General features: G+C 40.5%; 23 protein-coding genes and 1 tRNA gene. 3 read left to right on the forward strand and 21 right to left on the reverse strand.

The genetic code is table 11. The features are described 5' to 3' along the window. The first annotated feature begins 69 nt into the window (after positions 1-69). The 3 genes from NNJ73_RS07340 (at position 70) to NNJ73_RS07350 (ending at position 3355) form a co-directional block, all read left to right on the forward strand. Complete coding sequence (locus NNJ73_RS07340; protein WP_254492195.1) at positions 70-672, forward strand: hypothetical protein; 603 nt, start codon at positions 70-72, stop codon at positions 670-672. A gap of 91 nt (positions 673-763) precedes the next feature. Continuing rightward, positions 764-1192, forward strand: a complete 429-nt coding sequence (locus NNJ73_RS07345) for a hypothetical protein (RefSeq protein WP_254493499.1) — start codon at positions 764-766, stop codon at positions 1190-1192. 2073 nt (positions 1193-3265) lie between these two features. Further along, positions 3266-3355: transfer RNA gene (locus NNJ73_RS07350), tRNA-Ser, on the forward strand. A 101-nt stretch (positions 3356-3456) separates the two neighbouring features. On the opposite strand, the gene NNJ73_RS07355 is transcribed toward NNJ73_RS07350, so the two are convergent. The 21 genes from NNJ73_RS07355 to NNJ73_RS07455 all read right to left on the reverse strand — a co-directional run bounded on the left by NNJ73_RS07355 (position 3457) and on the right by NNJ73_RS07455 (position 23317). After that, the gene (locus NNJ73_RS07355; protein ID WP_254493500.1) at positions 3457-3816 is read right to left on the reverse strand and encodes an XRE family transcriptional regulator; all 360 of its coding nucleotides are present in this window, start codon (positions 3814-3816) and stop codon (positions 3457-3459) included. A gap of 132 nt (positions 3817-3948) precedes the next feature. Beyond that, positions 3949-4167: a hypothetical protein gene (locus NNJ73_RS07360; RefSeq protein ID WP_254493501.1), complete on the reverse strand. Its 219-nt coding sequence runs from the start codon at positions 4165-4167 to the stop codon at positions 3949-3951. Then, a complete protein-coding gene (locus tag NNJ73_RS07365) occupies positions 4160-4363 on the reverse strand; it encodes a hypothetical protein (protein WP_254472884.1) in 204 nt (67 codons plus the stop codon). The genes NNJ73_RS07360 and NNJ73_RS07365 overlap by 8 nt, the downstream gene beginning before the upstream one ends. After that, positions 4296-4523, reverse strand: a complete 228-nt coding sequence (locus tag NNJ73_RS07370; protein ID WP_254493502.1) for a hypothetical protein — start codon at positions 4521-4523, stop codon at positions 4296-4298. Before NNJ73_RS07370 ends, NNJ73_RS07365 begins: the two co-directional genes overlap by 68 nt. Next, on the reverse strand, positions 4520-5185 hold the full coding sequence (locus tag NNJ73_RS07375) for a lysozyme (protein WP_254493503.1): 666 nt from the start codon (positions 5183-5185) through the stop codon (positions 4520-4522). Before NNJ73_RS07375 ends, NNJ73_RS07370 begins: the two co-directional genes overlap by 4 nt. A 14-nt stretch (positions 5186-5199) precedes the next feature. Further along, a complete protein-coding gene (locus NNJ73_RS07380) occupies positions 5200-6903 on the reverse strand; it encodes a hypothetical protein (protein ID WP_254493504.1) in 1704 nt (567 codons plus the stop codon). Between the two features lie 6 nt (positions 6904-6909). Continuing rightward, positions 6910-7185 (reverse strand): hypothetical protein, encoded by a 276-nt coding sequence (locus NNJ73_RS07385; RefSeq protein ID WP_254493505.1) that lies wholly within the window; start codon positions 7183-7185, stop codon positions 6910-6912. 9 nt (positions 7186-7194) lie between these two features. Beyond that, positions 7195-8175, reverse strand: a complete 981-nt coding sequence (locus NNJ73_RS07390; RefSeq protein ID WP_254493506.1) for a phage tail protein — start codon at positions 8173-8175, stop codon at positions 7195-7197. Then, complete coding sequence (locus NNJ73_RS07395; protein ID WP_254493507.1) at positions 8168-9091, reverse strand: transglycosylase SLT domain-containing protein; 924 nt, start codon at positions 9089-9091, stop codon at positions 8168-8170. Before NNJ73_RS07395 ends, NNJ73_RS07390 begins: the two co-directional genes overlap by 8 nt. Then, positions 9091-11313, reverse strand: a complete 2223-nt coding sequence (locus NNJ73_RS07400) for a hypothetical protein (protein ID WP_254493508.1) — start codon at positions 11311-11313, stop codon at positions 9091-9093. Before NNJ73_RS07400 ends, NNJ73_RS07395 begins: the two co-directional genes overlap by 1 nt. Further along, a complete protein-coding gene (locus NNJ73_RS07405) occupies positions 11306-13294 on the reverse strand; it encodes a hypothetical protein (protein WP_254472896.1) in 1989 nt (662 codons plus the stop codon). The genes NNJ73_RS07400 and NNJ73_RS07405 overlap by 8 nt, the downstream gene beginning before the upstream one ends. Beyond that, positions 13294-14349: a tail fiber domain-containing protein gene (locus NNJ73_RS07410; protein ID WP_254493509.1), complete on the reverse strand. Its 1056-nt coding sequence runs from the start codon at positions 14347-14349 to the stop codon at positions 13294-13296. The genes NNJ73_RS07405 and NNJ73_RS07410 overlap by 1 nt, the downstream gene beginning before the upstream one ends. A 1-nt stretch (position 14350) precedes the next feature. After that, positions 14351-14734, reverse strand: a complete 384-nt coding sequence (locus NNJ73_RS07415) for a hypothetical protein (RefSeq protein ID WP_371923261.1) — start codon at positions 14732-14734, stop codon at positions 14351-14353. 41 nt (positions 14735-14775) lie between these two features. Next, the gene (locus NNJ73_RS07420) at positions 14776-16233 is read right to left on the reverse strand and encodes a hypothetical protein (RefSeq protein WP_254493511.1); all 1458 of its coding nucleotides are present in this window, start codon (positions 16231-16233) and stop codon (positions 14776-14778) included. Next, on the reverse strand, positions 16233-16931 hold the full coding sequence (locus NNJ73_RS07425; protein ID WP_254493512.1) for a hypothetical protein: 699 nt from the start codon (positions 16929-16931) through the stop codon (positions 16233-16235). Before NNJ73_RS07425 ends, NNJ73_RS07420 begins: the two co-directional genes overlap by 1 nt. A gap of 70 nt (positions 16932-17001) precedes the next feature. Further along, positions 17002-17439, reverse strand: coding sequence for a hypothetical protein (locus NNJ73_RS07430; protein ID WP_254493513.1), 438 nt, complete (start codon positions 17437-17439; stop codon positions 17002-17004). Positions 17440-17469: 30 nt separating this feature from the next. Beyond that, positions 17470-18612: a N4-gp56 family major capsid protein gene (locus tag NNJ73_RS07435; protein WP_254493514.1), complete on the reverse strand. Its 1143-nt coding sequence runs from the start codon at positions 18610-18612 to the stop codon at positions 17470-17472. Between the two features lie 99 nt (positions 18613-18711). Then, positions 18712-19626: a hypothetical protein gene (locus NNJ73_RS07440; protein WP_254493515.1), complete on the reverse strand. Its 915-nt coding sequence runs from the start codon at positions 19624-19626 to the stop codon at positions 18712-18714. Positions 19627-19642: 16 nt separating this feature from the next. Next, positions 19643-21697 (reverse strand): portal protein, encoded by a 2055-nt coding sequence (locus tag NNJ73_RS07445; RefSeq protein ID WP_254493516.1) that lies wholly within the window; start codon positions 21695-21697, stop codon positions 19643-19645. Further along, a complete protein-coding gene (locus NNJ73_RS07450) occupies positions 21682-23007 on the reverse strand; it encodes a PBSX family phage terminase large subunit (RefSeq protein ID WP_254493517.1) in 1326 nt (441 codons plus the stop codon). The genes NNJ73_RS07445 and NNJ73_RS07450 overlap by 16 nt, the downstream gene beginning before the upstream one ends. Beyond that, a complete protein-coding gene (locus tag NNJ73_RS07455) occupies positions 22988-23317 on the reverse strand; it encodes a hypothetical protein (protein WP_254493518.1) in 330 nt (109 codons plus the stop codon). The genes NNJ73_RS07450 and NNJ73_RS07455 overlap by 20 nt, the downstream gene beginning before the upstream one ends. Positions 23318-23594 lie beyond the last annotated feature (277 nt).

Here is a 23594-nt window from a genome sequence, read left to right on the forward strand (position 1 = left end):
GCGGCGGGGGCGCCCCTTCTTTAAACATTTCATTTAAAAATTTAAATCTCTTTATAAAGGAATTGTGCTATGCAAAAAAAGTTTGCACTCACAAATGAGACACGTGTATTAAATAATCAAACTCTTTATCGTATTAAAGCATTAAGAGACTTTGCTGATGTTAAAGCCGGCTCTTTAGGTGGCTTTATTGAAAAGGAAGCTAATCTATCCCATGATGGCAATTGCTGGGTTTATGATGAGGCTCTTGTGTTTAAAAATGGTCACGTTTATGAAAATGCAAGGGTTTTTGGCAATGCTATCACTTGTGGTCGTGTGTATGGTCATGCGCGGGTTTATGATAATGCTATCGTTGCTGGTCATGTCTATGATAGTGCTCATGTCTATGGCAATGCTGTTATTTCTGATAATTCCCATGTCTATGGCAATGCTCATGTTTATGGCAAGGCTATTATTTATGATAAAGCCTCTGTTTATGATAATGCTAGGGTTTATGACAATGCTCGTATAGCAAATAACGTGCATGTTTGTGAAAATGCTCATATCCATGGCATTGCTGTTATTCGTGAAAATGTCGGTGGGTCTACTGAGATTAAAACCTATATTGAACGGCTTTCCCCTTATGGAGAATTAGAGATTGTCTATGTCTCTCCAAAAATAAAGCAGCATAATTGAATGCTCGGGCGTTGCGGGGGCGCCCTTCTTTTAAATTTTCCATTCCAAATTTTAGCAAACGTTTATCACATTAGATTGTGAGGGTATTCTTATGTCTAAAAAATATGAATTAACCAATCAAACAAAACAAATTAAAGATAGATTAACAAAACAAATTACAAACCTTTATCGCATTCGGGCTTTAAAAGATTTTGATGATGTCAAGGCTGGCGATCTAGGTGGCTATATCGAAAATGAAAGCAACTTATCACACTATGGCAATTGCTGGGTTTATGATGAGGCTCTTGTCTATGGCTATGCTCATGTTTCTGATCATGCTAAAGTAAGGCATCTTTCTCATGTGCGGGGGCGTGTTTATGGCAATGCTGAGGTTTATGGCAATGCGAAAATCTCTGGTTATGTCAAGGTTTGGGGTCGTGCCTATGGAAGAGCAAAAATAGATACACAAAGTAAAATAAAATTGGTTCCTGATAATTATGAGGTCTATAAAAGCGATGAGGTTGTAAAGATTGAGAAATAAAACAAATAATAGTATGTGAGTGCCTTCTTTATGGCTATAAATGCATTATAAGCATTGTTTAAAACGTATCATAAAAGAGAGAATTCAAAAAGAAAGCCGTGCCATTAATATGACGCGGCTTTCTAATTTTGATTCTAATGATTAAAATTAATCACTCGCAATGGAGTAATGATGCCTATATACAAAACGTATCATATTGCAAGCGCTCTATTGTCGTTATGAAAACTTATCAAAAGGAACGTAAAGGATAGGTATAATCTTGATAGCATTCATTTGAATGAAAGAAAATATAAACGCTTTTATGGCTATCAAACGTATCAATAAAATGCCCTTTTCTTTAAAGAGATTCATTTGAAATAAAGCACATAATCACAATGCTTCTTTAAAACGTTTTAATATACTACTAAGCTCAAAATTGAGTTGAGTGAATTCAAATAACTGACATTCTAAAATAAAAACCTATCAAACAAATCAAAACGCTTTCATAAAATATAAGGCTTTTAAAATTGGCTCTGCTGTGAAATCTAGATCTTTAAATGAAACGTTCTGAAAAGCAAATGATAACTAAATTATAGCTGTTATAAAAAGAGGTTTTCAACGTTTCTTATAAAGATCTCATTTTATGTTTCAAACGTTTAAACGTTCACTTAAAGAGGTTCTCATAAGCATCTTTTCATTTTGCACTCAATTAACCAATCCAATTTTGGAGGCGTTAACTTTAGAATAGAGCATTTTTTGAACAGCATTGTTTTTTCTAAAAATTAAGTAAAATCCCATGCCTTTATGATGTTACAATGGTTTTGAATTTTGTTTGCTTATCTTTGTTTCAATAGGTGCCTCCAAATTTGGATTGCCCCCATTTGGTTTCGTATTTTTAAACGATAACTTTTAAAATGTTTGTTGTTCGCTTGCTATATCATTAAAAAGGCTTTTGATTTCATAAGATATAACGTTTTGAATTTCATATTTGTTGTGATGATAGTGTCTGTATATAACTGCCTATCATTTTCTAAATTTTTAGTAAGCGTTTTAAAAACGATTTTGTTTTTAAATCTTTTATGCAATCTTATAAATGAAAATCTATAAGCTTATAAAAGTTTCAAACGATTATTTTCCTTTTAAGGTTTCGCTCAAAAAAGAGCAAAATACATACCATTCTTTAAACCCATGAAATTATGTTATCGATAATTTAAAACGACTAAATTTTAAAACAATGCGATTTGTGAGTGATAAAAACGTATCATAAAATTTATGAACTGTTATGAATGATAGCTGCTTTTCATTTCATTTGAATACACACATGCGTTATAATATTTACATCATGATTTGCTTTTTATGCTCTATTCATACACGGCAATCTTTTATAAAAATGGTCAAATGAATCACGTATAAAAGGATGGATTCCGATGGGGGTTGTATATAAAATTATTTACATAATATATTGATTTTTTTATATTTTTATGAAGTATGTGGCGCCGGGCGTTGAAAACACGGCGTTAAGTCCGTCGTCACACTTTTCTCATAAAGAGTATTGTATGGTGCGGCCACACCCGACAAAATCGTTATACGCTATTCAAAGCACAAAAGACAGCCAGTATTTTTAAGAAATGGGAGAAACCTTTTCGTGGTTTATCCGCTATTCGCAAGTGTTTCTTAGGCACTTGTCGACTTTATTAAACCAGCCTTCCTTTAAAGTCGATACATATTTTTATTTTTTTTCATAACGATCTAAATAGAATAAATATCTGGAAAGGTAAAATAATTCAAAAATATACGTCCGAAAAGAATTTAATGTAATTTATAAAACATCTCCAACTAAACATATCTTATCATTATGAAAATATTGCTTTATGAAAAACTTTTAGACAGGAAAATGAAATGATAAATATCATATTTGCCTTTCATTTTTTTAAGAATTATTATGTTTAAAAGTAAAACTATTAAGGTAACACACTCAAAGAATTGACTTATGAATTTTGCTTGAAACTTAAATAATTTTAGAAAAACTCTTTAGAGTGCGCATTAAAATGATTGACCTTTTGCAAGAAGTTTGTCAAAAAGCATATCTAATTTGGAGGGGTGGCCGAGCGGTTTAAGGCACCGGTCTTGAAAACCGGCGTGCAGGAAACTGTACCGTGGGTTCGAATCCCACCCCCTCCGCCACAGCAGTTTTATCGTGCTATAACTTGTTGATTTTATAGGTGTTTTTTTAAGGTGCGGGATAAATAAATGAAGGTTCGGGAATAGGGTTTTGCAAGATACCTTTACAGAGCGCATCTTTTTTTGCCAACTTTCTCCAACAATCTTTCTAAGTCTTGTTGTGAAAAATTCTCTAAGTTTCTGACAAACATGCCAGCAATTTCACGCCCAAATGAATCAGAAGGTTTTATTGTGAAACTCTTACGGCAAGAATCAGCCTCTTTTCTTAAAATGCATGCTGTTTCTTGATCTAAGGCATAAAGCTTTATGATCTTTTCTTCCATACCAACCGGTACAGACCTTTTGCCAATCTCAACTGAAGATAAAAATGCTACAGATATATCTAATTTTTCAGCCATGTCTAAAAGACGTTCTGAGTGATCAATACAAAGTTTGCGTAAGGTTTTGCCAAAAAATGTAAGCATTCTAAAAGTCCTGTTAGAAAAAAATATTTTTGTGATTCTAACAAATATTTTTGAGACTTTCTTCAAAAGTTGTGAATAAGAACTTCCTTTCGAAGTGCTTTTTTAGCTATTTTGAGAAGAAATTTGATTCATCTAATTTTTGGTGAACCACTGTTTTAAATGTGTAATGACATTATCTATCGCATCCATAAGGCGAGCAAAATCGAGGATAAGCAAAAAAAGAAAAAATGCTATCCACTTCATGAGACGCGACATCACTTTCACACTTTGGTAGGTAATAATCATTTCTTGAAGCATTTCTTTTTCCGCTTCTGTAAGCTCTGTGTGTTTTGTCGTTTGTTTTCTAACCATGTTTCCACCCACACAAGCGTTCGCCCTGCTTATTATGTTTTAAAATCTCTCTTGCTAGGTTTGGGGTAATGACAATAAGATCTTGTTTTTCTAAATAAATTGGTAACCAACCAACACAAGAGACATGTTTATTTATCGCGCACCCAACGAGAAAGTTCAGAGCGCACATCAACATCACTTTTCCGATTAACTTCATTTTCTACCTCAAACCGTGTGATTGCTGTCTTTAAAGTATTCTCTGTTTGTTTTTTCTGTTCAGCCTTTTTGCCAAGTGTAAAAACTCTCGCTAAAACTATAAAAAAAGCGGCTAAAGCCGCACCTGTTAGCATCAGATTTTTTTTCAGCCATAAGATCATAAACAGTGCTCCTGAAAGCGTTTAGCAACAAAGAAAAGACCAGCACCTGCTGCCAAAACCATAATGGCTGCGAATGCCCATTGGATAGGACCATTGCCAGCTAAAAAACCACCAAGACCTGAGAAAGAACCAATAATGGGTGCCAATGCTTCTGCTTTGAAGAAACCTGTTGAATCCTTTGTTTCTACGGTTTGATAGTTGGAGGAAACATAAGCGCCTTTCGCCCATAATCCGGCTTCTGCTGCACGCCGGTGGACAAGACCTTGTAAACGCTTTCCACCCGCTTTGACCCATTTTTGTAATTCGGCAGGTATTGCTTCATAATCGCCTTTGTTGAGTCTTTTAAGTAATGTAGAATTTTGAAAAGCTGGAATGCCTACATTATAACAAAAGGAAACAAGAGCACCAAACTGCTCGTCACTTAAAATCACACAAACCGCTTTTTCTACAGCTTGTTCATATTGCCGCAAATCTGCTAAAAGCATGCTTTCAGCTTTTTTTTCTGTAATCACCATACCCTCAACAACTGCTGGTTTCCCAGCTTTTCCCGTATGTCCATAGCCAATCGTCCAAACACCAGAGACATCTTGATAAGCCTGTAATCGCAAACCTTCCCACTTTTTTAAACAGTGTAGACAATCTTTATTTATTTTCCGTGTCATTGCTTTGTTCCATCCTATAAATATACCTTTATGAGTACTGCTCCATCACCGCCATCGCCACCAATTTTGTCTCCACCGTGTTTCCCATCGAAATATCCGCCGCCACCACCACCAGCTCCATTCCCTCCACGCCCCCCTTTACCACCTTTATAACTCTCACCACCTTGCCCCATGATAGACCCCATACATTTACCACCGCCTCCCCCTCCTCCACCAAGAAAAGAACTTCCACCGGTACCTGCTCTTTTTCCGTCTATTCCACTTCCTCCACCATTCCCACCAGAAAAAATAAAGCTCTCACCACTGATGCCCCCTCTGTTTCCTCCTCCATCCCCACCTTTCCCTCCAAAGTTAACCAGAGCCATAGAGACGGAATATCCTCCTTCTGCTGTAACAAGCCCTTTAATCATTGTCCTACCACCATTGCACAAAATGTTACTGTCATTGCCTTTACCACCACGACCAATGTAAGCTGTTTTTAATTTATCTAAATCAGAACCTTTTATTTTAACATGCACGCATTGACCGCCTCCTCCTCCACCATCCTTAACGCCTCCTCCACCACCACCCCAAGCCCATACTTCGATATCGGTCTCATCAGTAATACCATCCGGCAATCGAATATCCCCACTTTCTGTCATGAGAATTTCAACAGGTTTGCTAATCCCACCACCATTATTGCCACCGCCATTGCTATTGCTACTATTGGCTTTGATTGAAGCCATCAGATTGGCTGGTGAAATAAGCGCGTTTATTGTTTTTGTGCCATCAATCCAGTCTTGTTCTGCAAGAGGTTGAATGAGATCAACTTTTTTCTGTACACTGCGCGCTATATCTTGCGCTTTATCGGCTTCTGTTTGTGCAATATTTGCCTCAGCTTTTGCACTGTCTCCCGTTTTTTGTGCTGTCTCAGCCGTTTTTTTTGCATCTACTGCATAATTTTTTGCATCTTTCGCTGTATTTAATGCAACATCTGCAACATTTTTTGCTTCACTTGCAACATAAATCCCTTCTGCTACATCGTCTTCAACTTTATTAATTTTTGTAATCTGTGCACGTTCTTGAGGAGTTAAGATAAGATGTTCGCTTCCCTCTTTCATATTCTCCATATCAAATGCATCTTTTGCTATTTGATCTGGATCATAGACTAATCTTGACATACCAAAAGATTTTGATGCTACAAAATAATGAATGGTATTTTTGAGATCTGCCGGAGATATAGGATAATAAGCGCCTTCACTTCCCTTATGCCACTTTTCTATTGTTGGCTGGACAGGGCTTAGCCATCGTAGCTTTGCTCTCTCTTCTGTTGTCAAAATCTTTTTGCTAGGTCCCTCACTCATATTTTCCATGGAGAATGCATTTGCTCTCACATTATCGGGATCATATGTAGCCATACTCATATCACCGATTCCTAACGGCGATATTTGTATCCAACCACCCCCTGATAAAATTGTATTCTCTCGTGCTTCTCCACTTGCTTCAAGATCGCCAATTGTGATCTTATCTTTGTAAGCAAGGGCTCCGATATCTCTCTTGGCAACCGCATCATCGGCTTTTTTTCCCTGAGCTGCCGTTGCAAAATATTCTACCCCATAAGCCGCTGCACTGCCCACTGAAACCGGTGCAAGAGCCTTACTATCTAGAACACCTTCTTTGACTTCTTCTTTTGTTGCTGGTTCAAGCTTAAAGATATGTGTGTGATAGGGTAATGGCATCGTATTTCATTCCTTAAGTAAGTTCGTTTTCTGAGATTGTGTGTGAAAACTGAGACACTGTAAGCGCAATTCATCAATGGTTTTTTGCATGATCTCAATACGTTGCTCTGTTGCTTTTTGATACTGTGTCAAAGCGCTTAAAAGATCATGCTGTATGTCTCTTTTGATAAGATCAAGGACCTTATTTAAAGGTGCGTGAACCATGCGATTGCTTGCATAAAAAAGGACGCGGATTTGCTCCGCGTCCGCAATATCATCAATAGCAGACGGATTATTGATCATCTGAAAACCTCACGATTTTATGGCATATACCACGGTAGCATTAACGGGGCGTGTTTCTGCCTCACCTGTTGAAGATATGGTTACCTTGTGCGTATGCACACCAGCAGGTTCTGTTGTCCCCCCGATGACTGCATAATGATAAGAGGGATTTCTTCTACCTATATCATTGGCACTCCATCCAACTCCATCATACCGAAACTCGTGTGTATGCTGCCCTGCTTCTTCAATGGTGGCAACATGTGTATGCGATTTGAGGCAATCTTGCTGCATATCAGCAAATTGTCTACCTCTGTCTAAACCACGCCCATCATCAAAGCCGCGCAAAAACATTCCTCTAAAATCTGGAACTTTAAAGGTTGTATCGCTCTCTTTTCCCCATCGAACGCCTATTGCCTTGAATAATTGCGGATACTCCTTGCGTTGATAGGTTGCTCCATCACACAAAAGCCAACCATTTGGCAATTCTGGCATCGCAAAGGTGGCAATAAACCCGCAAGGAAAGGTTTCGACCTTTGGAGGTGGAAGTGGTGTGGGATTTAAGAGATACCAGCCATCGTGTCCTTTTGTTGATACGCCATCATTATAGACTATTTCATAAATACCACCTGTTTGTAACTCACTACCTTCCAATGGTATTATCCCCATATTGGTAGCTTTATAGAGTGGCTTTGCTCCTATATTATTAACATTTATTGTTGTAGGTCCCACGTTCACACCACGCGCCTTAAAACGTAGAATGATATCATTTTTATATTTTGCTATAGGTGAAACCGTCGTTAACGTTATGGCTGTTGTTTTGTCTTGTCCATTCACCATAAAGTTTGCATCAAGAGAACCACCATTATCTGCAAGATATTCACGTACACGCTGCATCATAACCCGCGCACTATCATTGACAGAACTGGGTGGTTGTCCTTCTGCCCAATTAATCATGCTATCAGAATGGGCATTTTTATCAGCCATCAACGACCAATCATAAATATCAGACATTATAAACCCCCGTTCTTCTTAATAACTCTTCTCGTAATTGTTGCTTTTTTTGCTGTCCATATGAGTGAACAGGATTTCTTCTTGACGGATCAATTAAGGGAGTTAAGTCTATCGGATGTGCACTTGATTGTGAAAACCCCGCCATCATTGGTTGCTGCATCATTTGTTGATGTGCCATTTGTGTTTGTTTATCTTGTGCATCTGCATTACGCCTGATCAAATCAACCAAATTCATCACACCCTTTTTAAGAGTACCAGCGTCAATGCCTTGCCCCTGCAATGGTGTATTTTCATGCAATGGCGTATTATACGCCATCAATGGTTCTCTCGCTTGAACACCTTGAATCGCCCTTTGAAATCTCTCAACACCATGCAATGGAACCTCTTCATTTGCTCTGCTCTGCCTATTGCCCCAGCTTTGTTGTGTCATACCATTCGAAGCATCTTGCGTGTTGTTGTAAAGCCCATAAATATGATTCATAAAATCCCCTGCGGTTGCTTCCAGATTTCCTCCGTTAAGGACAACTGCTTGACGCCCTAAAAGCTGGCTTGCTGGCATATTTGGATTTTTGATAAGCTTTACAGCCCCTGCGGGTCCTTGTTGATGTGCAAGATAAAGCTCTGCCTCTGATGGTTCTCTGCCTAATGCTGTAGCTAAATAACGTGTATTGTCCTTGGTCAATCGTGCCATAGCATCAGTTGCTTGAAAGGGATCAAACTTATCATTGAGTTGATATTGCTTTGCTGTTGAATCGAGAAATTGATACAGCCCCCCTGCACTGCTTTTGCTGTTTTTTGCATTTGGATTGCCATTACTTTCTATCATGGCTACCCGTTCAAGAAAGCTTTCTGGCAAACCATATTTTTGTGCTGCCTGTGAGATGGCATGCTTTACATTGGGATGAAAATTGATCATTAGTTTATAACCGTTCTATCAGCACTACTATTCAAAAGAATGCCAAGAAAATTGATGAATTTTGTGTGATCTTCTTTGGTGATTAAGCGTTTCTTTTCTGCTTCGTGAAACGCCTTAATTAATTCAACGGCTTTTTCTCTTGCCAACCCAAAATCTCCTTTTTCTCGTGCTGTTATGAGAGCCGCAATATCTCTCTCAGTACCTCTACGTACTTCTAAGATTCTACGTCCCCATTTTCCTGCTAAAGTTTTTATAACCGCCTTGATGAGGTGAAACTTTCCTCCACTCACAGCTTGTTCTGCTGCCTTTTCTTCGACTTCACCCATATGGTTTGGCAATCGTGCAAAAAGCTTTGTTCTGTCCACTTCTGGTCGCAACACTTTCATAAGTTGTTTTGCTTTATCCTCACCATAACTCTGCCGCAATTTTTCTTGACCATTTTTTGTGTCAAACAAACTCAAAAGATTATGTTCAAAATTCTGTGCATTGCCTGCCGCAGTTTCTATTTGTGATCGCACACCCTTTTGAAAAGCCTCTTTTTCCATTACCCCAAAATCTGAAAGTTGGCTGTTGATTGTATCAAGATCAACACTCTTCTTCAGTGCTTGCTTCCCTCGCTCCAAAGCATCACCGATAGTACGCTCATCATAATAAATTTTCCGTGCCTTCGCATAATCTGGAGATGACGTATCCAAAATGTCCAGAATGCGTTGTTTGAACAGAGTCAAATCTCGAGCATACCCTCGTTTTCCTTTGATACGAGCAGCGTTAATTTGATCATCCAAAACCTCTTTCATTTTATGTAAAATCCGCATATTCAGCTTTGGATATCCGTTGCTTCCTATAACGGTTGCATCCACTTCATTTGGCATTTGTGCAATTGCTTTTTTGTATGCTTTTTGGAATGCGGGGGTTTCTTGCAAGCGCGATAAATCTTCACGAACAGCATTTGAAATGGGAGAAGCTTTCGCCCTCTCATAAAATGGTTCAGCCTTTTTCTGTGCTTGCTTAATAATTTCTTCTTTTAAATTGAGCGTATCGACCTTTGGACCCAAAACCTCTGTCAAGGCATCACTTACTCGCTTATCACTGGCATATTGTCTTTCATTCAAACGATTACTTATGAGTGAATAGGTATCAGGATCTTTTTTTGCCGCCCTAAAAGCTCTTGCAGCAAGCCCATCATGAAGATCAATAATCATTGAATCAGGACCACGCTGTTTTAATGCTCTCTCAAGCTTATCAACCCCTTCATCGCCTAAAGTACGACTTACATCTCTAAGCGCTCTATCGCTTATTTGAAATGCCTCTTTTTCTGGCATTTGCGCTGCTTTTGCCGCCATTTCAGCTGGACTTATAGGTCCTCTCAATGCTGCTTTAAGTGATTTTGTCATAAAAGGTGTTACTTTGGATAACCCACTGGCAACAAATGGCGTTGCACCACCTAGCCCTGCACCAAACAGTGTGGTTGCTACAGTATCCTCTACCCCCTCCCCCTCACCACTACCCGCTATCCCCCCATAAATGGCTCCGGTTTTTGCTGCGCGCCCCAAGCTAAATTTTGCCGCCTCTTTGCTTGCAGCGGCTTTCATTGCTGCTTCACCTGCCGCTTTTGCCGCTGCCCGCTCTGCACCCTCAGCCAAAGCAGATTGCACCGCCCTTTCTCCTGCCGCTAAAGCTTTACTGGTTATTTGTGCTCCTGCCAGACCTGCTCTGCTCCCCAAGACAACATCAGCCCCAATTGCTGCACGAGCCGACGCCGTCGCAGCAGCAGCCCCTCCCGCAGGAGGAAATAGCGCAGAAGCAATTATGGGTGCCGCAGCACCCGTTAAATTCCCCGCAAGAGATGCATAAAAATGATCTCGGTTTGCCGCTCTTTGATAATTTCGCCATCGCTTTGTTACTTCATTATATTTTTTGACTGCTTCTTCATCTCCCATCCAATAATTAATAGGTCCCAGAGGTCCCGAAGCGAATACTCCAGCTATTTCATCATCATAGCCTAGGGTTAACCCGTGAAGCGCTCCCCAGCCAAAAGCACCAGCCGTACTTGGATGTGGATCATCTTCTTCTGTGATCGCATTATTTTCTGCAAAATAACCCTTTAGCCTTTCTTTATTCTTCGAGAAAAGCTCTTGCAGTTGTTCTGGTGTATAATCACTCACATGCCCTATGACTCTTGTATTTTTTCTATGAATGAGAGGGGGTATTAATTCAGCCATTGGTTTTTTCCTTAATGCGTCCATCTCGATCTATAAACAATATGCCTTCCGGCAATGCTTCTATCTGTTTTTCTAGTGAATCATTTGACTGTGCATGATTTCCCTTATTCCCCTTATAAGCATCTTCCCCATAAGCAGCGCGAACGAGTTCGCTTGTTGCCTCTGCACCACCAAAAAGGATTGCCCGCGTTGCTGCATTAGATTTATTAAAAGTCTCAATAACTGTTGTTAAAGACTCTTTCATTTGCTCTGATGAAAGATCTTGATTGAGTGCTGCTACAGAATTTTGCAATGCTTGCAATTCCATATTAGACAAATTCCCAAAGCCAGATGCGCCATTTGGTGAAAATGCTTTTGCTTTTCTTAAAGCGTCAAGACCGATATTTGCCTTCAATGAATCGAGCATATGCCCAAATTGTGCAGGCTCTGTTCCAGGAATTTTTGCTAACCAATAACCAATCTTACCAACAGTGTGTGGACTTTCATCAATTATTTTTCTTAATTTCTCTGCCGATGAGATTGCCAGATTTGCTCTGGTAAGCTGGTCCGTAATTTTCAATTGTCTTTGCTGGTCTTTAATTTCCTGTTCGCGCTGCTCTTGGATTAATTTATGTTCTGCACCACTGCCTGTAATTGGCATCGCACGTACACCACCGGCTGCATTTTCATCTTTAACAAGCATATAGCCAGCTTCAGGCTTTGACAGCATGCTACTCATATCCCCTCCTAGTCCAGAAGCAGTGGAACGTTGTCCCCCTTGTATAGGTATAATTTTCCCTGTGCTTGTTGAAACTTGGAAAGCCATATCCTCTGGCAATCCCTGTTCTGCCTTTTCTTCTGCTGTAAGTGTTCTATAACCTTCTTGAGGACTTAACGTGCTCCCTATGACCTTCTGAGCTAAATCTGGATATTGCGCAACTGCTTTTGCGTCTTCATCACTATATCCTTTTGAACGCAAGAAATCTAAAGTTTGCTGACTAGAACCTGTCTGAGGGCTTAATGTACTGCCAATAATTTTCATGGCAAGATCAGGGTATTGTATAATTGCTTGCGCATCTTTATCGTTATACCCCTTTGAGCGTAAAAATTCAAAAATTGGTCTATTTTGTGCACGTACATTATTGCCTTGCCGCATAATGATCGCTGCATTTGAAAAGCTTTCTTGCGGTGTTTTTCCAGAAGCCAACCCTGCAAAAAAATCCATGAGATGTTCGGAGAATTCTGATTTTCTAAAACGCTCCCATAAGCTGCTTGGATTTGCGTCTTTATGGATAAAATTTCCAACGGCGTTTACATAATCTGTTGCCTGATTAGAAAGATCATCGGATTTTAAATGTTTTTCTTCCGGCAAGTGTGCATTCAAATGTTTTTCTTCTCGTATTGGTGCCTCAAAAAAACTTTTTTCATCATTTTCTGAATCGTTTTTCAAAGGTTTTTCTGCCATAGATTTCCCATTAAATTGAGCAAGATAATCCATCGCCTCTTTTTGCTGTCGCCCTGCCTCATTCCCATCAGATTTATCTATGTTCGCACCAAAGGAAGATTGAGAAGGCAATGTTTCAACGACTTTTTGCTCTGAAATGCCATGCTTGTCTTGCTCTACAGCCTCTTTTGCTTTGACAAAATAATTTGAATAATCCGGCAAGGGAGGCATTTGGTTTTTTAAATCATCCGTAGACATAATCAATTCTGCTGGCGTTTTTTTTCCAACTTCTCCTCCTGTTTGAGAGCCACGAATAAGCCCACTAAAATCGACTTTTTCTGGATTATTAGACTCATCTCTAGCATCAAAAGGGTTTGTACTAAAAGCAGCACGTTCTAAAAAACTAGGCTTGTATCGTCCTTCAAATGGCGTAGTTTGGGGCGTAGAATGTTTTTGAAAAAGATATTTAGGTAACTGAAGAAGACCCTGATATATTAAAGGGCGCAAAACTTTTGGATTCGTAAATAGTGATAAAGTATTAAAGCTGTTCTGTTCCATCACTGCACCCTTTCCATTTCAAATCCAAGCTTGCCATAATCAACATGCAAAAAGCCTGTGGTATTATGTAAAAAAACGGCTTCGGGCTTTAACTTCAAAACGTCTTGTGCCATCACCCCGCGATAGCGCTCTGGATACCCCTTATAGTTGTATTCATAGAGTTTATAGCCATTTTTCTGTCCAGCATCTGTGATGTTTTCTTTCGCTCTGATGTCGCTAAGTCCAGCAAAAGTACCAAGAATAGTTCCAACATTCCCAATAATTTGCCATGGATTAGGTTTTGGTTGCGGAGTAAACAGGGTCTGTTGTCCCGTTTGCATTCCGTAATTTCCAGCAGAAGCCGTACCAGCTGCAAGCAGCTTACTTAACTGGTCCCAATCAAGATTATTCTGCTGTTCCCATTTTTGTCGCTGTTCGTCTAATTGTTGTTGATGATTGGCATCAAGCAAACCGCTGCCTGCCAATGCATTGATATTTGCCTGACTTTGACCTTGAAAAAAGTTATTAGCACCAGCCAACTGATTTTGATTGGCTTGATCAATAAGACTATTGGCATTCATCATATTATTGACGTCTTGGTTATATTGCTGTGACAACGCCCCTGTTGCTATACCACCTAACTCATCTGCCAAAACACCCGTGTGCGCACCAGAACCATAACGCCCTGCACCCGCCAATGAACTATTAATTGTGTTCGTCGCTTTATTTAATGCATTTTGCAGCGCTTCGTTAAAGTAAGGATTATTGCCTATCTCGTGACCAGAAGCCATGTTTTTTAAATTTTGGCTGGTTGAATTTTGCCCTGTAGCTAATCCATTTAAAGTACTGTTCTGATAATGAGAAGCAACGTTGTTAAGCCCATTAATCGCATTTTTTGTTTGATCACTTAAACCTGCAACACGTTCACCATCATAAACGGCTTTTCCGCTGCCTTGATTATAAAACTTCATGGCATCTTGAGCTGCACGTTCAAAGATACCCTTTGCCCATTCAGGTGGTGCATTTGTTTGCGTGGTATTTTGCGTCGTCTGAATTGGTTTTGAACTTTTTCCCATGTTAAAGCTGCTTTCTATATTCTAAAAGATTCACGAAATAGCCATGCGATTTAAGGGACTTTTCCCACCCACGCCGACCGATAATGATAAGTTCTTTCGCCCCTTTTTCTTTGTAATAGGCTTCAATTTGGGGAATAAGCTTCGTTAGGGGCGCTCCTCCTTTTCCCCCAAGCGTGACAATAACCGCCCGTAAAACTCCAGTGACAAGTTTCTGTAACTCTGTTGTAACATGTGCCATAAAGTTTTCATTCTCATCCACGATAATCCAGAGAAGCTTATCTCCTTTCAAAATATCGTTTAAAATGCTCTGCGTATTATAATCATCGGGGAATTTTTTCTGAAAATAAGATATTGATTTTATAACCTTATCCAAATAGGGCGCCATTTGTTCAGCACTCCATTGTTGCGTGTTATAAATTCTAAAATTCATCTTATACCTGCAGGTTTTAGTGTCACATCAAAGCCTGTTATATGAGTCCATGGTGTGCTTTCTGGTATTCTCAGTCGCAAAGCATGATAACGAGCGCGTGAGCGAATATTGTACATCCCGCTGCTATAGCCAGCGTAACGTTCTTTTGCCCAATTTAATTGATTTCTATCATCAATGATAAAAGCAGCTCCAACGCTTAAAAAACCATTTGTCGTATCTGCTTGAACAAAAGCCTCACTCATAAGATTAATCTGTCTGCCTGTATCGCCTACAGTTTGTGAAGCAATGACAGCTTCCATAGGAGGACCAGCAAAAAAACCAAACCTATTGTCTGGAGTAAACGCTCCCAACATTGGCGCCCCATTTTGCCACATTTTACTATCAAGAGAAGCGTGTAAATCTTTCAAGCATGCTTGTACTTCGTCTAAGCCTTCTAATGTATAACCTGCCGCAAAGAGGGGAAATAAGAGAAGTGTCTCGCCTTTAATGACGCTCCATATTTGCAAGAGCCAATCATAAACATAGATATTCATCCCCATAATATCGTCATTTATAGAAAAATAAACACGCGAATAGACTGGATCAATACAAGCTTTCATCTCATCAATGGCAAAGTTATTGTAAAGCGTAAAGATAGTTTTATCGACTTTGCCAAAACCAATAGGTAACATCTCACCTGCATTGTTGATTTGATAAAAACCATCATCAGAAACAAAAAAAGTATAGTCACCACGACTTGCAATTGCGCTGCTGCTTTTTGCTCCTATTTTGTCTTTTATTTTTACAAAACTAAATATTATTTTAGACCCTGGAACAAAGGTTGCATGATAAATGGCAGAACGCATAAAAATCAGCGGATTGGTTGCTTGTGTAGACCCTTGAACAAACTCACCATCGGGAAAATCTTGATAATCGCAACTTTTCTCACCAACCTTCCAATGTGTTGCATCATTAAGACCGGACCAGTGAACACGATTTGGCTTATCTGTTAATTTCATCAAACAGACAAAATCTCCCCAAATACGAACAAGTCCAGCACGCGGGGGATTGCCTCCTAAATCATCAAATCTATCTGCTGTTTTTAATGCCAGTATTTGCGGCGTATCATTGTTATTAACAGCAATGATGTAATCACCAAAGACAGCAAAAGACCAAGGGGCTGTTTCATTAGCATGATAGGGTTCGCCAAACTTGCTCACATCTTTCCAGCCGCGTGTGCTGTTATCATATTCGTAAAGCTTTGTTGATGTTCCTACAATGATACGCACACCACTCAATGAGCGTACTGCATAGACCCCTAAAATAACATCCGGAAAAGATTCTGAAACCGGTGCAACTTTGGGAACTGGAATATAGGAATTGGGTGCAGGCAAAACGTTGACAATCTCACGAGAATAACCCGTATTAATAAATGCAACATCTGGTCTAAATTCAGCAATAGGAATAAAAGTCATCAGAAATCCGTATGTTGAATTTTCAATAAATTCTTGCACCGTGAGGTCTCAATTTGAAGAGCATCGAGTTGCTCTTGAAACATAGCAAAAGCTGCCGCTGCCATCTGTGGTTCTTTAATAATATTGGTATAAATTTCATATTTTGCACGTGTTTTAATCAGTTCATAGGCTTCCAAAAACCATATTGAAGCTTCTTGTACACTCTCAATATCTTTTATTCTGATAGGATCAAGAATAAGCCTGATAGAATAGATACGGTCTGGAGTTGGATACAAAATAAGCTTTTGTTCAAAATAACTGTATCGCGTAGGCATGCCATGGTTACAATCATTCTCAAGGTTCTCAATCACGAGTGGATCTGTATGCAAAAGTTTCGATTTGCTGTGATTATCCTCATAAATGTAAGCATCAACAATGCGAACAGCAGCCGAAATAACTGGATTTTCCACGGCTCCATAACGGCTTTTCCCCTTCAGAGTAGTCAAAACAACTTCGCGACTTTCATTAAAATAAAAAGGCAATCGTTCACAAAACCGAATAGCTGAAAAAATTGCCTTTTGAACTTGATCAACATATTCATCTGTTTGATCATCTATTTCATCTTGGATATCATTCACCATCTGAATGAAATTTTTATCATGAGGAACAATGGTCTGTTTGTCGCCAATCGGACCACCTGTCTGTACTATTATTGTCATATTACTTTCTTCCAAACATGAGGGGGCGTGCAAAGAACAAACGTCCCCTTATGCGTTTAAATTTACGCCTTTAACGATTGGTATAAAACTCAACAATCACTTCAGCCTCACCTTTGGTGCTTTTCTTGTCTCGTGTCATATAAATCGTTTTTTCAGCTTCTAATGGAACATCTCGTTCTTCCATGGCTATGTACATATCGCCATTGACACTTTGCAAAAGATTTATATCTCCATAATCATCACCATGAGGCTCTTTTCCAAATGTGGCTTTTACGTCTTCAAAGTCTGTTATGGTATAAACTTTAATGCTTTTGATAAACGCTCCTCGAGGGAGAACACCAATTTTCGTTATCAACCCTTGGTCTGTACATTTAACACGCGAGCGTAAAAAACTAACCTGCTGCGTACAATTGTTGCGTCCTTGTAAAACAGGTGGCAATCCCTCATCTATCATGGCAACGCTTTCCACGCTTTCATCAGTTTCCGTTGTAGTAGGATTTTCTGCCATCATTATCATCCTTTCATGAAGTTAAAATTGTTAGCTTGCTTCAGCAAAAGAAGGGATAACAATCGTGCCAAAGTCTTGTCCCCCTTGATCAGAATGGGGCAAGGTATAGCGTGATTTTTTCATGCCGATAATGGTCTTTGCAGCCAAACCAAATTCACGTTGATAATCAAACAGTTCTTCAACAAGTTTATAACGTGTACCGCCTTTCCCATCACCTCCTGTTGCTCCATTGCCAACGCGCCCATAAGCCATAATCACGCTTTGCGCTCCAAGCAACACGGCACGACGAACAGATGTTACAGGTTCCCCTGTCTTTGAATTGATACCATTTGGTACATGCTCTGCTTCACGCAAGATGACACCGTTATACATACCCAGAGAGCCATCAAAAATTGGGTTTTGAGATCGCGTGCCATCGTAAGCTGCTTTGGTAATGTCTAACCATTGCCCGCTCTTTGTATTGGTACGCAATTGGGTAACCTGTGTTGGGTGGAGATACATTACATAAGCGGATTTTCCATCAACACGAACCGGACGCAAGCGTGGATTTGCCAATTTAGCACGTTCAACAGCTTGATCTATAAGATCTAATGTAAAAACATCCTCTTTTGTAAGCTCTTCATCCGTTTTTTTCTTGCTTGGACGAATAATACGCAATTTGCTTGGCTCTAATGGTGCATTAAAACCATAATGCACCGGTTTAAGGGTTATGGTACGTCCTTCAAAATGAATCCATGGTGCTGTATAACCTGCTGCTTGAATGAAGAACATCAAACTTAAACGGTCTGCATACCAATCAACAAGCCCATCCTTTGCTTCTGTTCGTAAATTAAATAAAACACGTTGTTGATCAATAGTTCCTTCATATTTTACGCGGACAGCATGAGAAAGCTCATTGATGCGCACCGTTTCATTCATAAATTGGAGTGCTTCTTCATTGCCTTCCAGCGTTTGTCCCTCGCTAACGCCATCCCCCATAAGTTGAACTCGTAATCCGCTCGTCACAGAGTCACCAGCGGATTTTCCTAACATATCCAATACTTGAATAATGCTGTTTTTGCCTTTTCCCATCAGCGGTGCAATGGGCAACGCCTTTGAGGTTTCTGTGTTTAGCATCTTAGCCCAAATGCCAACGGCTAATGGGTCATTGAGCTTTACTTCTGTTACTGCCATTTCAATCAATGCCTTTCTTGGTTTTTAAAACTCGCCTTGCGGCACCTCCAAACGATAACAATCACTTGGATTCTCTCTGTCGCGCCACCGCGCACATCTTCACGCTCTGCTCATAATTTGTTCAAATTTTTCAGGATTTTTCTCAACCCATACAGCAAATTCGGCTTCTGGCATGGAAAAGAGCGTTCTCACATCCATACCGCCTGTTGGAACTTGTCCGCCGCGCGCTGTAAGTGTGCGTGCTGCTTGAGAGCGCTCTTGAAGGGCTCCTACTTCGTCCTTTCCCCCTACTTCATCCTTCATTGGTGCTCCACTATAGCCAAAAGCCTTTGCTTTTTGCACAAGCACCTCGATTGGGTTTATGCCGGCTTTTTGACATTGCTGACATATTTGACGCAGTTCAACACCAATTTGTTGTTGGCGTGCCATAGGGTCGTTCCATTGCGGATAAAGACCTGCTTGTGCCTGTAGAGTATTGTCTGCTATTTTATAGAGATAATCGGTGATACTATCTAAATCTGGATATTTATCTTGCACCTGCGCTTTGGCTTGTTCAAAATAATCCCCTAATTGCTGGCGTTCATATTCTTCTTGCCTCACACGTTCTTGGCTTTCTCTCATCAGAGAAAACTCATCAAGCAATTTCTGTTGTTCCTGTACCTTATGACTAAGCCATGCCACATGTGCTTTTGGATCATCTTCTAGAGTGGGGACATTTTCATCACGGTGTCTTGCCGCCTCTTCTTGCATTGCTGCATATTTTTGCGCAAACTCAATGGCAAGTTCACGCGCTTCTATGGCATTTTTCTCTGCCTTTTGGCGTGCTTGTCGTTCTTGCTCTAGTTTATCATCACTTGGCTGCTGTTGAGGTGGTTCTGCTAATGGCTTTTCAGAACTTTCCTCTCCTTCAAACCCCTCTTCAACTTGCTCTGGCTCAACCAACTCAACAGAATGATCACTAGTAAAATGTTCATCATAGATTGCTTGCTCTTCAGGTGTAAACTCTTCTTCCATATTCTCTTTTGCTCCTTTAATAGATTCGCGCTCTTTCGGTTGTTGCTCGATACTGTTCCAACTGCGCTCGATACGCTTTTCGCTCTAGGTCACGCTGCTCTATCTCGTTTTTTGCCCGTTGAAGTTCGAGCTGCATGCGCGCTTGTTCTTGTTTCAAGAAAAGCTCAATATTTTTCTGCTGCAACGCTGCTTGTTTCTGCTGTGCATCGAGTTGATAAAGTGTTCCCTTTGCTTGGCACTCCTGTTGTAAAGCTGCAATCTTTGCTTGTTGTTCTGGCGTTAATTGTGCTCCTTGGCTTTGTTGCATCATCTGCTGTTGCTGTTGTTCTTGTTGCGCTTGCTGTGCTTTTGCCGTTAAATTTGCCACCAATGTTGCTGGTAATGGCGAAAGCTTTAAAAGATCTGGAATCATCTCTGGTGTTAAGAAACCACCAAGCAACGGCAACATCTGCGTAATTGCTGCAAAAGTTCTCTCTTTTTCATTGGGGCTTGTTGGTGAATCATCAACAATAATGTCGTATTCAAGCGTCGTTACAGCTTCACGTGTTAAGGGCACATACTGCGCATTTTCTGGTCCAGAAATACGTACCAAACGCCCATCGGAAAGATAGTTTTGAATAAGATAAAGGATAATCTTTCCCTGTCGACAGCGATAAAGTTTCAGATTATCAAACAGTCCCGCAAGCAAATTAAGCGTTGATTGCCTGCGTGTATTTTCCAACACATTTGCTTGATTAACCTCTCTTGTGCCGATAAACTCTGCCGATAATCCTGTTACATGCGTTATCGCTTCACGCGATTCATTAAACAACTGAAAGAAGCCGCTAGGGAATTGTGCACTTGGCTTTGGCTGGATTTTTCCTCCTGTAAGCGCCCCGTTTTTAACCCAAGTAATGGTATCGGTTCGTGCCCAATTTTCGAGTGCTTGGCGCTCATCATCAAACGCGCCTCGTTCTGCCATCAAGCCCCCTTTGGCTTGACTATTCAGAATATACATAACCTGACTAAAATATTTATTCGACCATTTTTGCGGATCTTTTGCGGGGCGAACAATTCCGTAAAACTGGTTCTTCAGTTTATCCAACGTGCCTGTAATACATTCCCAGCCAAGCTGCCCATCAGGCGCTAATGGTTTATCAGGCTTTGCTAAAAGACGCCGTCCCAAAAAAGCGCGTCTTACCACTTTTTTATTAAAACACACCCCTTGTAGTTGTGGTATTATCCTTTGAAGCTGTCCGAACTCTTGTTTGCTATAATTGCGCATCTGTCCTGTTTGAAGATCAGGCGCCTTGAAATAAGCTTCGTATTCAAACCAACGGCATTCAACAAGTGTAACATAGCGTTTTCCAGTAAATGACTCTGATGATGATGCAGTATTGGAATCCTCATGATAGGCATCAAGTGATGCACGATACTCCTCACAAGCAGTTGTATCATCAATTGCCCAATCGGCATGAAGATCTTCAACTGCCACATCAGGAAAAAGACTTTTAGCATCCTCAATGGTTTTACGGTCAACATACCACATACGCTGTGCATCAATGAGATTGGGTCTTACGGCATTCGCATCCCATACCATTTTCAACGGATCTAAACGCTGGACAGCGGGAGTTCCTTCAGGATCTGTTTCATAATCAAGTCTGGTATCTGTCCAGCCCATGCCACAAATGATCATATCCTGAAAAGCATCGGAATCGGCATATTCCGCCTCTGCCTCATCACGAAACCATTCTGCTGCTCCGGTTAGCAATTCATTAGATATGGCTGCTCCCACTTGCCGTGGTTGAAACTGCACTTCACGCTTGTTGTTACGCTCTGCCCCAACAATTGCATTAACAAGGGGTGCAATGCGATTAAAGGTCATGACGGGGCGCCGCTGCGCCTTTAAAACCGCAAGATCTTCCTCTGCCCATTGACGACCATTATAAAAATCAAAATCTTCACGCGCCTGTTCACGCCATTCATTAACGTGTTCAATATCTTCCTTATACCAAGATTTTAAGCGCCTATAGAGTTCATATTCATCAAAACATGTCGTTTTTTTATAGTTATGACTTAGAATGCCATCCATGATGCCGCTTCTCTTTCCATAGTGCGATAACGTTCTTGTTGCGGTTTAATAAGTGGTGCTTCATAAACAATGCACATAAGACCAAAGGCATCCGCACCATGACTGGACCAATCATGCTCTGCCCCCAAACCAATGCCCCGCTTCTCATCCCATTTTTCATGATACCAACTGAGTGCCTTACGACCCGCTACTGTTGTCTCTTCATTAAACCAAACAGAGGGCAAGATACGGCGCACTGCCTCTATCCGCATTTTGACCGCACCTGCCCCTTGATTAGGAATGACCTGCGTTTCAAAACCCGCATCGTTTAAAGCACTCTCAAAACTCACATTATGCACACGGTCTCTGGTCGCACCATCATGGGGTAAAACCATCAATGCCTTCTCATAACCATTTTGACGCAACCAACCAATATGCTCTGAGAGCGGCTGCCCTTGTGCCTCGTAATAATCCAGCACTCTAATCTCTCTGCCAACAAACTGTGCTATCCAAATCGCTGTGGCATCTGCCTTAGCGCCCGTCCCCCCAATATCCCAAAAGGCGCGTATCTGCATTAAAGGGTCACGGGCAACACGCCCTATCCGCCCCTCTTGCTCGGCTGCTAACATCTCCTTTTGGTAGTAAGCCCCTTGAACCGCTGTAAGATAAGCCCCTTCCCATATATGCTTATAGGTCTCTGGACGGTTTCTAAGGTCATCAAGTCGCGCTTTATTCAAGATCTTGGGAAACTTCGGATTGTCTGACCAATTGATCTCTACACGTTTAATGGCTTCATTGTCTGAAAAGCGAAAACGCCTTTCAACTGGTGCATTATCCCGTAATGGATTCCATGTCACCCATAACTCGGCTCTCCAACCTTCACCCTCTTCACGCAACGTCGGTATAAGCGTCTGCCAAGCTGTCTCTGTGACTGGTTCTGCCTCATCAACCCAACAGAGCAAAATACGCCCCATGGATTTGATACTCGCAATATTGCGGTCTAGTCCAGAAAACTGAAAAGCTATACGACCATCATTTGACTTAATCGAAGCTTCCCCAACTTTGTAATAATCTTTTAAAAAATCATGGGCTTCAATAGCGCGCTTAATTTCCTCCAATGAACTCTCTGCTAATGAATTTTGAAACTGACGCGCACACAGAATAGTGCCTGATATTCCTTGCATACCAAATTGATAGCCTTTTAAAGCCGCCATCAAGGCAAATGATCTTGTCTTTCCAGACCCTCGTCCACCCCAAGCCGCTCTTACCAAAGCATCCCCTGCAAAAAGTGGAATAAGCTTTGGTACAATCTTAATCTGTCTTGTCGTCATTCATTGTTAAAGGCGCTATTTCCACACGCCTTATCATTTTAATTGCTTCGCCATCCTCCCCCGTCACTTGCAAAGGCAACACCTTACCAAGCAACGCTAAATAAGCAGCAGGGCATTTGAGTGCTTGCTTTTCCAAATAAGAGATCAACCCTTCCTTGCCATACTTATTGCCTGCCAATTCAGCTGCTTTAATAATTGCCTCTTTAAGAAGACGTGTATTCTTATTCGGTACCCCTTTGACACGCCCTTGCCCTGCTTTCGGTGGCATTCTTTTTGGCTGCGAAATCACCTCTGTATTTTCTGTTGTCATCCAATATTTTCTCCAGATAACAAAAAACCCCGCAAACGCAGGGCTCTCATTAATCATGCCAATTTAATAAAAGGGGTTTAACAAAAAACGATCTACTGTAATTTTGGACGCAATTCGACCAGTACAGCAGCGTTATAAAACACCATTATTTACCCCATGTCAACAAAAAAATCACGATATTGTATATTTTTTTATTTTTTCTCTAAATCTAGTATCTTTTATAGCCAAAATCTCGTAATTGCCTCATCTAAACGAATCAATTATACAATTGAGGACT

The organism is Bartonella sp. B1099 (assembly GCF_944801835.1).
Lineage (GTDB): Bacteria > Pseudomonadota > Alphaproteobacteria > Rhizobiales > Rhizobiaceae > Bartonella.

Bases quoted from the DNA above. Each gene is read 5' to 3' on its own strand.
- NNJ73_RS07340 (WP_254492195.1), top strand. From the start codon at position 70: ATGCAAAAAAAGTTTGCACTCACAAATGAGACACGTGTATTAAATAAT.
- NNJ73_RS07345 (WP_254493499.1), top strand. From the start codon at position 764: ATGTCTAAAAAATATGAATTAACCAATCAAACAAAACAAATTAAAGAT.
- NNJ73_RS07355 (WP_254493500.1), bottom strand. From the start codon at position 3,816: ATGCTTACATTTTTTGGCAAAACCTTACGCAAACTTTGTATTGATCAC.
- NNJ73_RS07360 (WP_254493501.1), bottom strand. From the start codon at position 4,167: ATGGTTAGAAAACAAACGACAAAACACACAGAGCTTACAGAAGCGGAA.
- NNJ73_RS07365 (WP_254472884.1), bottom strand. From the start codon at position 4,363: ATGAAGTTAATCGGAAAAGTGATGTTGATGTGCGCTCTGAACTTTCTC.
- NNJ73_RS07370 (WP_254493502.1), bottom strand. From the start codon at position 4,523: ATGATCTTATGGCTGAAAAAAAATCTGATGCTAACAGGTGCGGCTTTA.
- NNJ73_RS07375 (WP_254493503.1), bottom strand. From the start codon at position 5,185: ATGACACGGAAAATAAATAAAGATTGTCTACACTGTTTAAAAAAGTGG.
- NNJ73_RS07380 (WP_254493504.1), bottom strand. From the start codon at position 6,903: ATGCCATTACCCTATCACACACATATCTTTAAGCTTGAACCAGCAACA.
- NNJ73_RS07385 (WP_254493505.1), bottom strand. From the start codon at position 7,185: ATGATCAATAATCCGTCTGCTATTGATGATATTGCGGACGCGGAGCAA.
- NNJ73_RS07390 (WP_254493506.1), bottom strand. From the start codon at position 8,175: ATGTCTGATATTTATGATTGGTCGTTGATGGCTGATAAAAATGCCCAT.
- NNJ73_RS07395 (WP_254493507.1), bottom strand. From the start codon at position 9,091: ATGATCAATTTTCATCCCAATGTAAAGCATGCCATCTCACAGGCAGCA.
- NNJ73_RS07400 (WP_254493508.1), bottom strand. From the start codon at position 11,313: ATGGCTGAATTAATACCCCCTCTCATTCATAGAAAAAATACAAGAGTC.
- NNJ73_RS07405 (WP_254472896.1), bottom strand. From the start codon at position 13,294: ATGGAACAGAACAGCTTTAATACTTTATCACTATTTACGAATCCAAAA.
- NNJ73_RS07410 (WP_254493509.1), bottom strand. From the start codon at position 14,349: ATGGGAAAAAGTTCAAAACCAATTCAGACGACGCAAAATACCACGCAA.
- NNJ73_RS07415 (WP_371923261.1), bottom strand. From the start codon at position 14,734: ATGGCGCCCTATTTGGATAAGGTTATAAAATCAATATCTTATTTTCAG.
- NNJ73_RS07420 (WP_254493511.1), bottom strand. From the start codon at position 16,233: ATGACTTTTATTCCTATTGCTGAATTTAGACCAGATGTTGCATTTATT.
- NNJ73_RS07425 (WP_254493512.1), bottom strand. From the start codon at position 16,931: ATGACAATAATAGTACAGACAGGTGGTCCGATTGGCGACAAACAGACC.
- NNJ73_RS07430 (WP_254493513.1), bottom strand. From the start codon at position 17,439: ATGGCAGAAAATCCTACTACAACGGAAACTGATGAAAGCGTGGAAAGC.
- NNJ73_RS07435 (WP_254493514.1), bottom strand. From the start codon at position 18,612: ATGGCAGTAACAGAAGTAAAGCTCAATGACCCATTAGCCGTTGGCATT.
- NNJ73_RS07440 (WP_254493515.1), bottom strand. From the start codon at position 19,626: ATGGAAGAAGAGTTTACACCTGAAGAGCAAGCAATCTATGATGAACAT.
- NNJ73_RS07445 (WP_254493516.1), bottom strand. From the start codon at position 21,697: ATGGATGGCATTCTAAGTCATAACTATAAAAAAACGACATGTTTTGAT.
- NNJ73_RS07450 (WP_254493517.1), bottom strand. From the start codon at position 23,007: ATGACGACAAGACAGATTAAGATTGTACCAAAGCTTATTCCACTTTTT.
- NNJ73_RS07455 (WP_254493518.1), bottom strand. From the start codon at position 23,317: ATGACAACAGAAAATACAGAGGTGATTTCGCAGCCAAAAAGAATGCCA.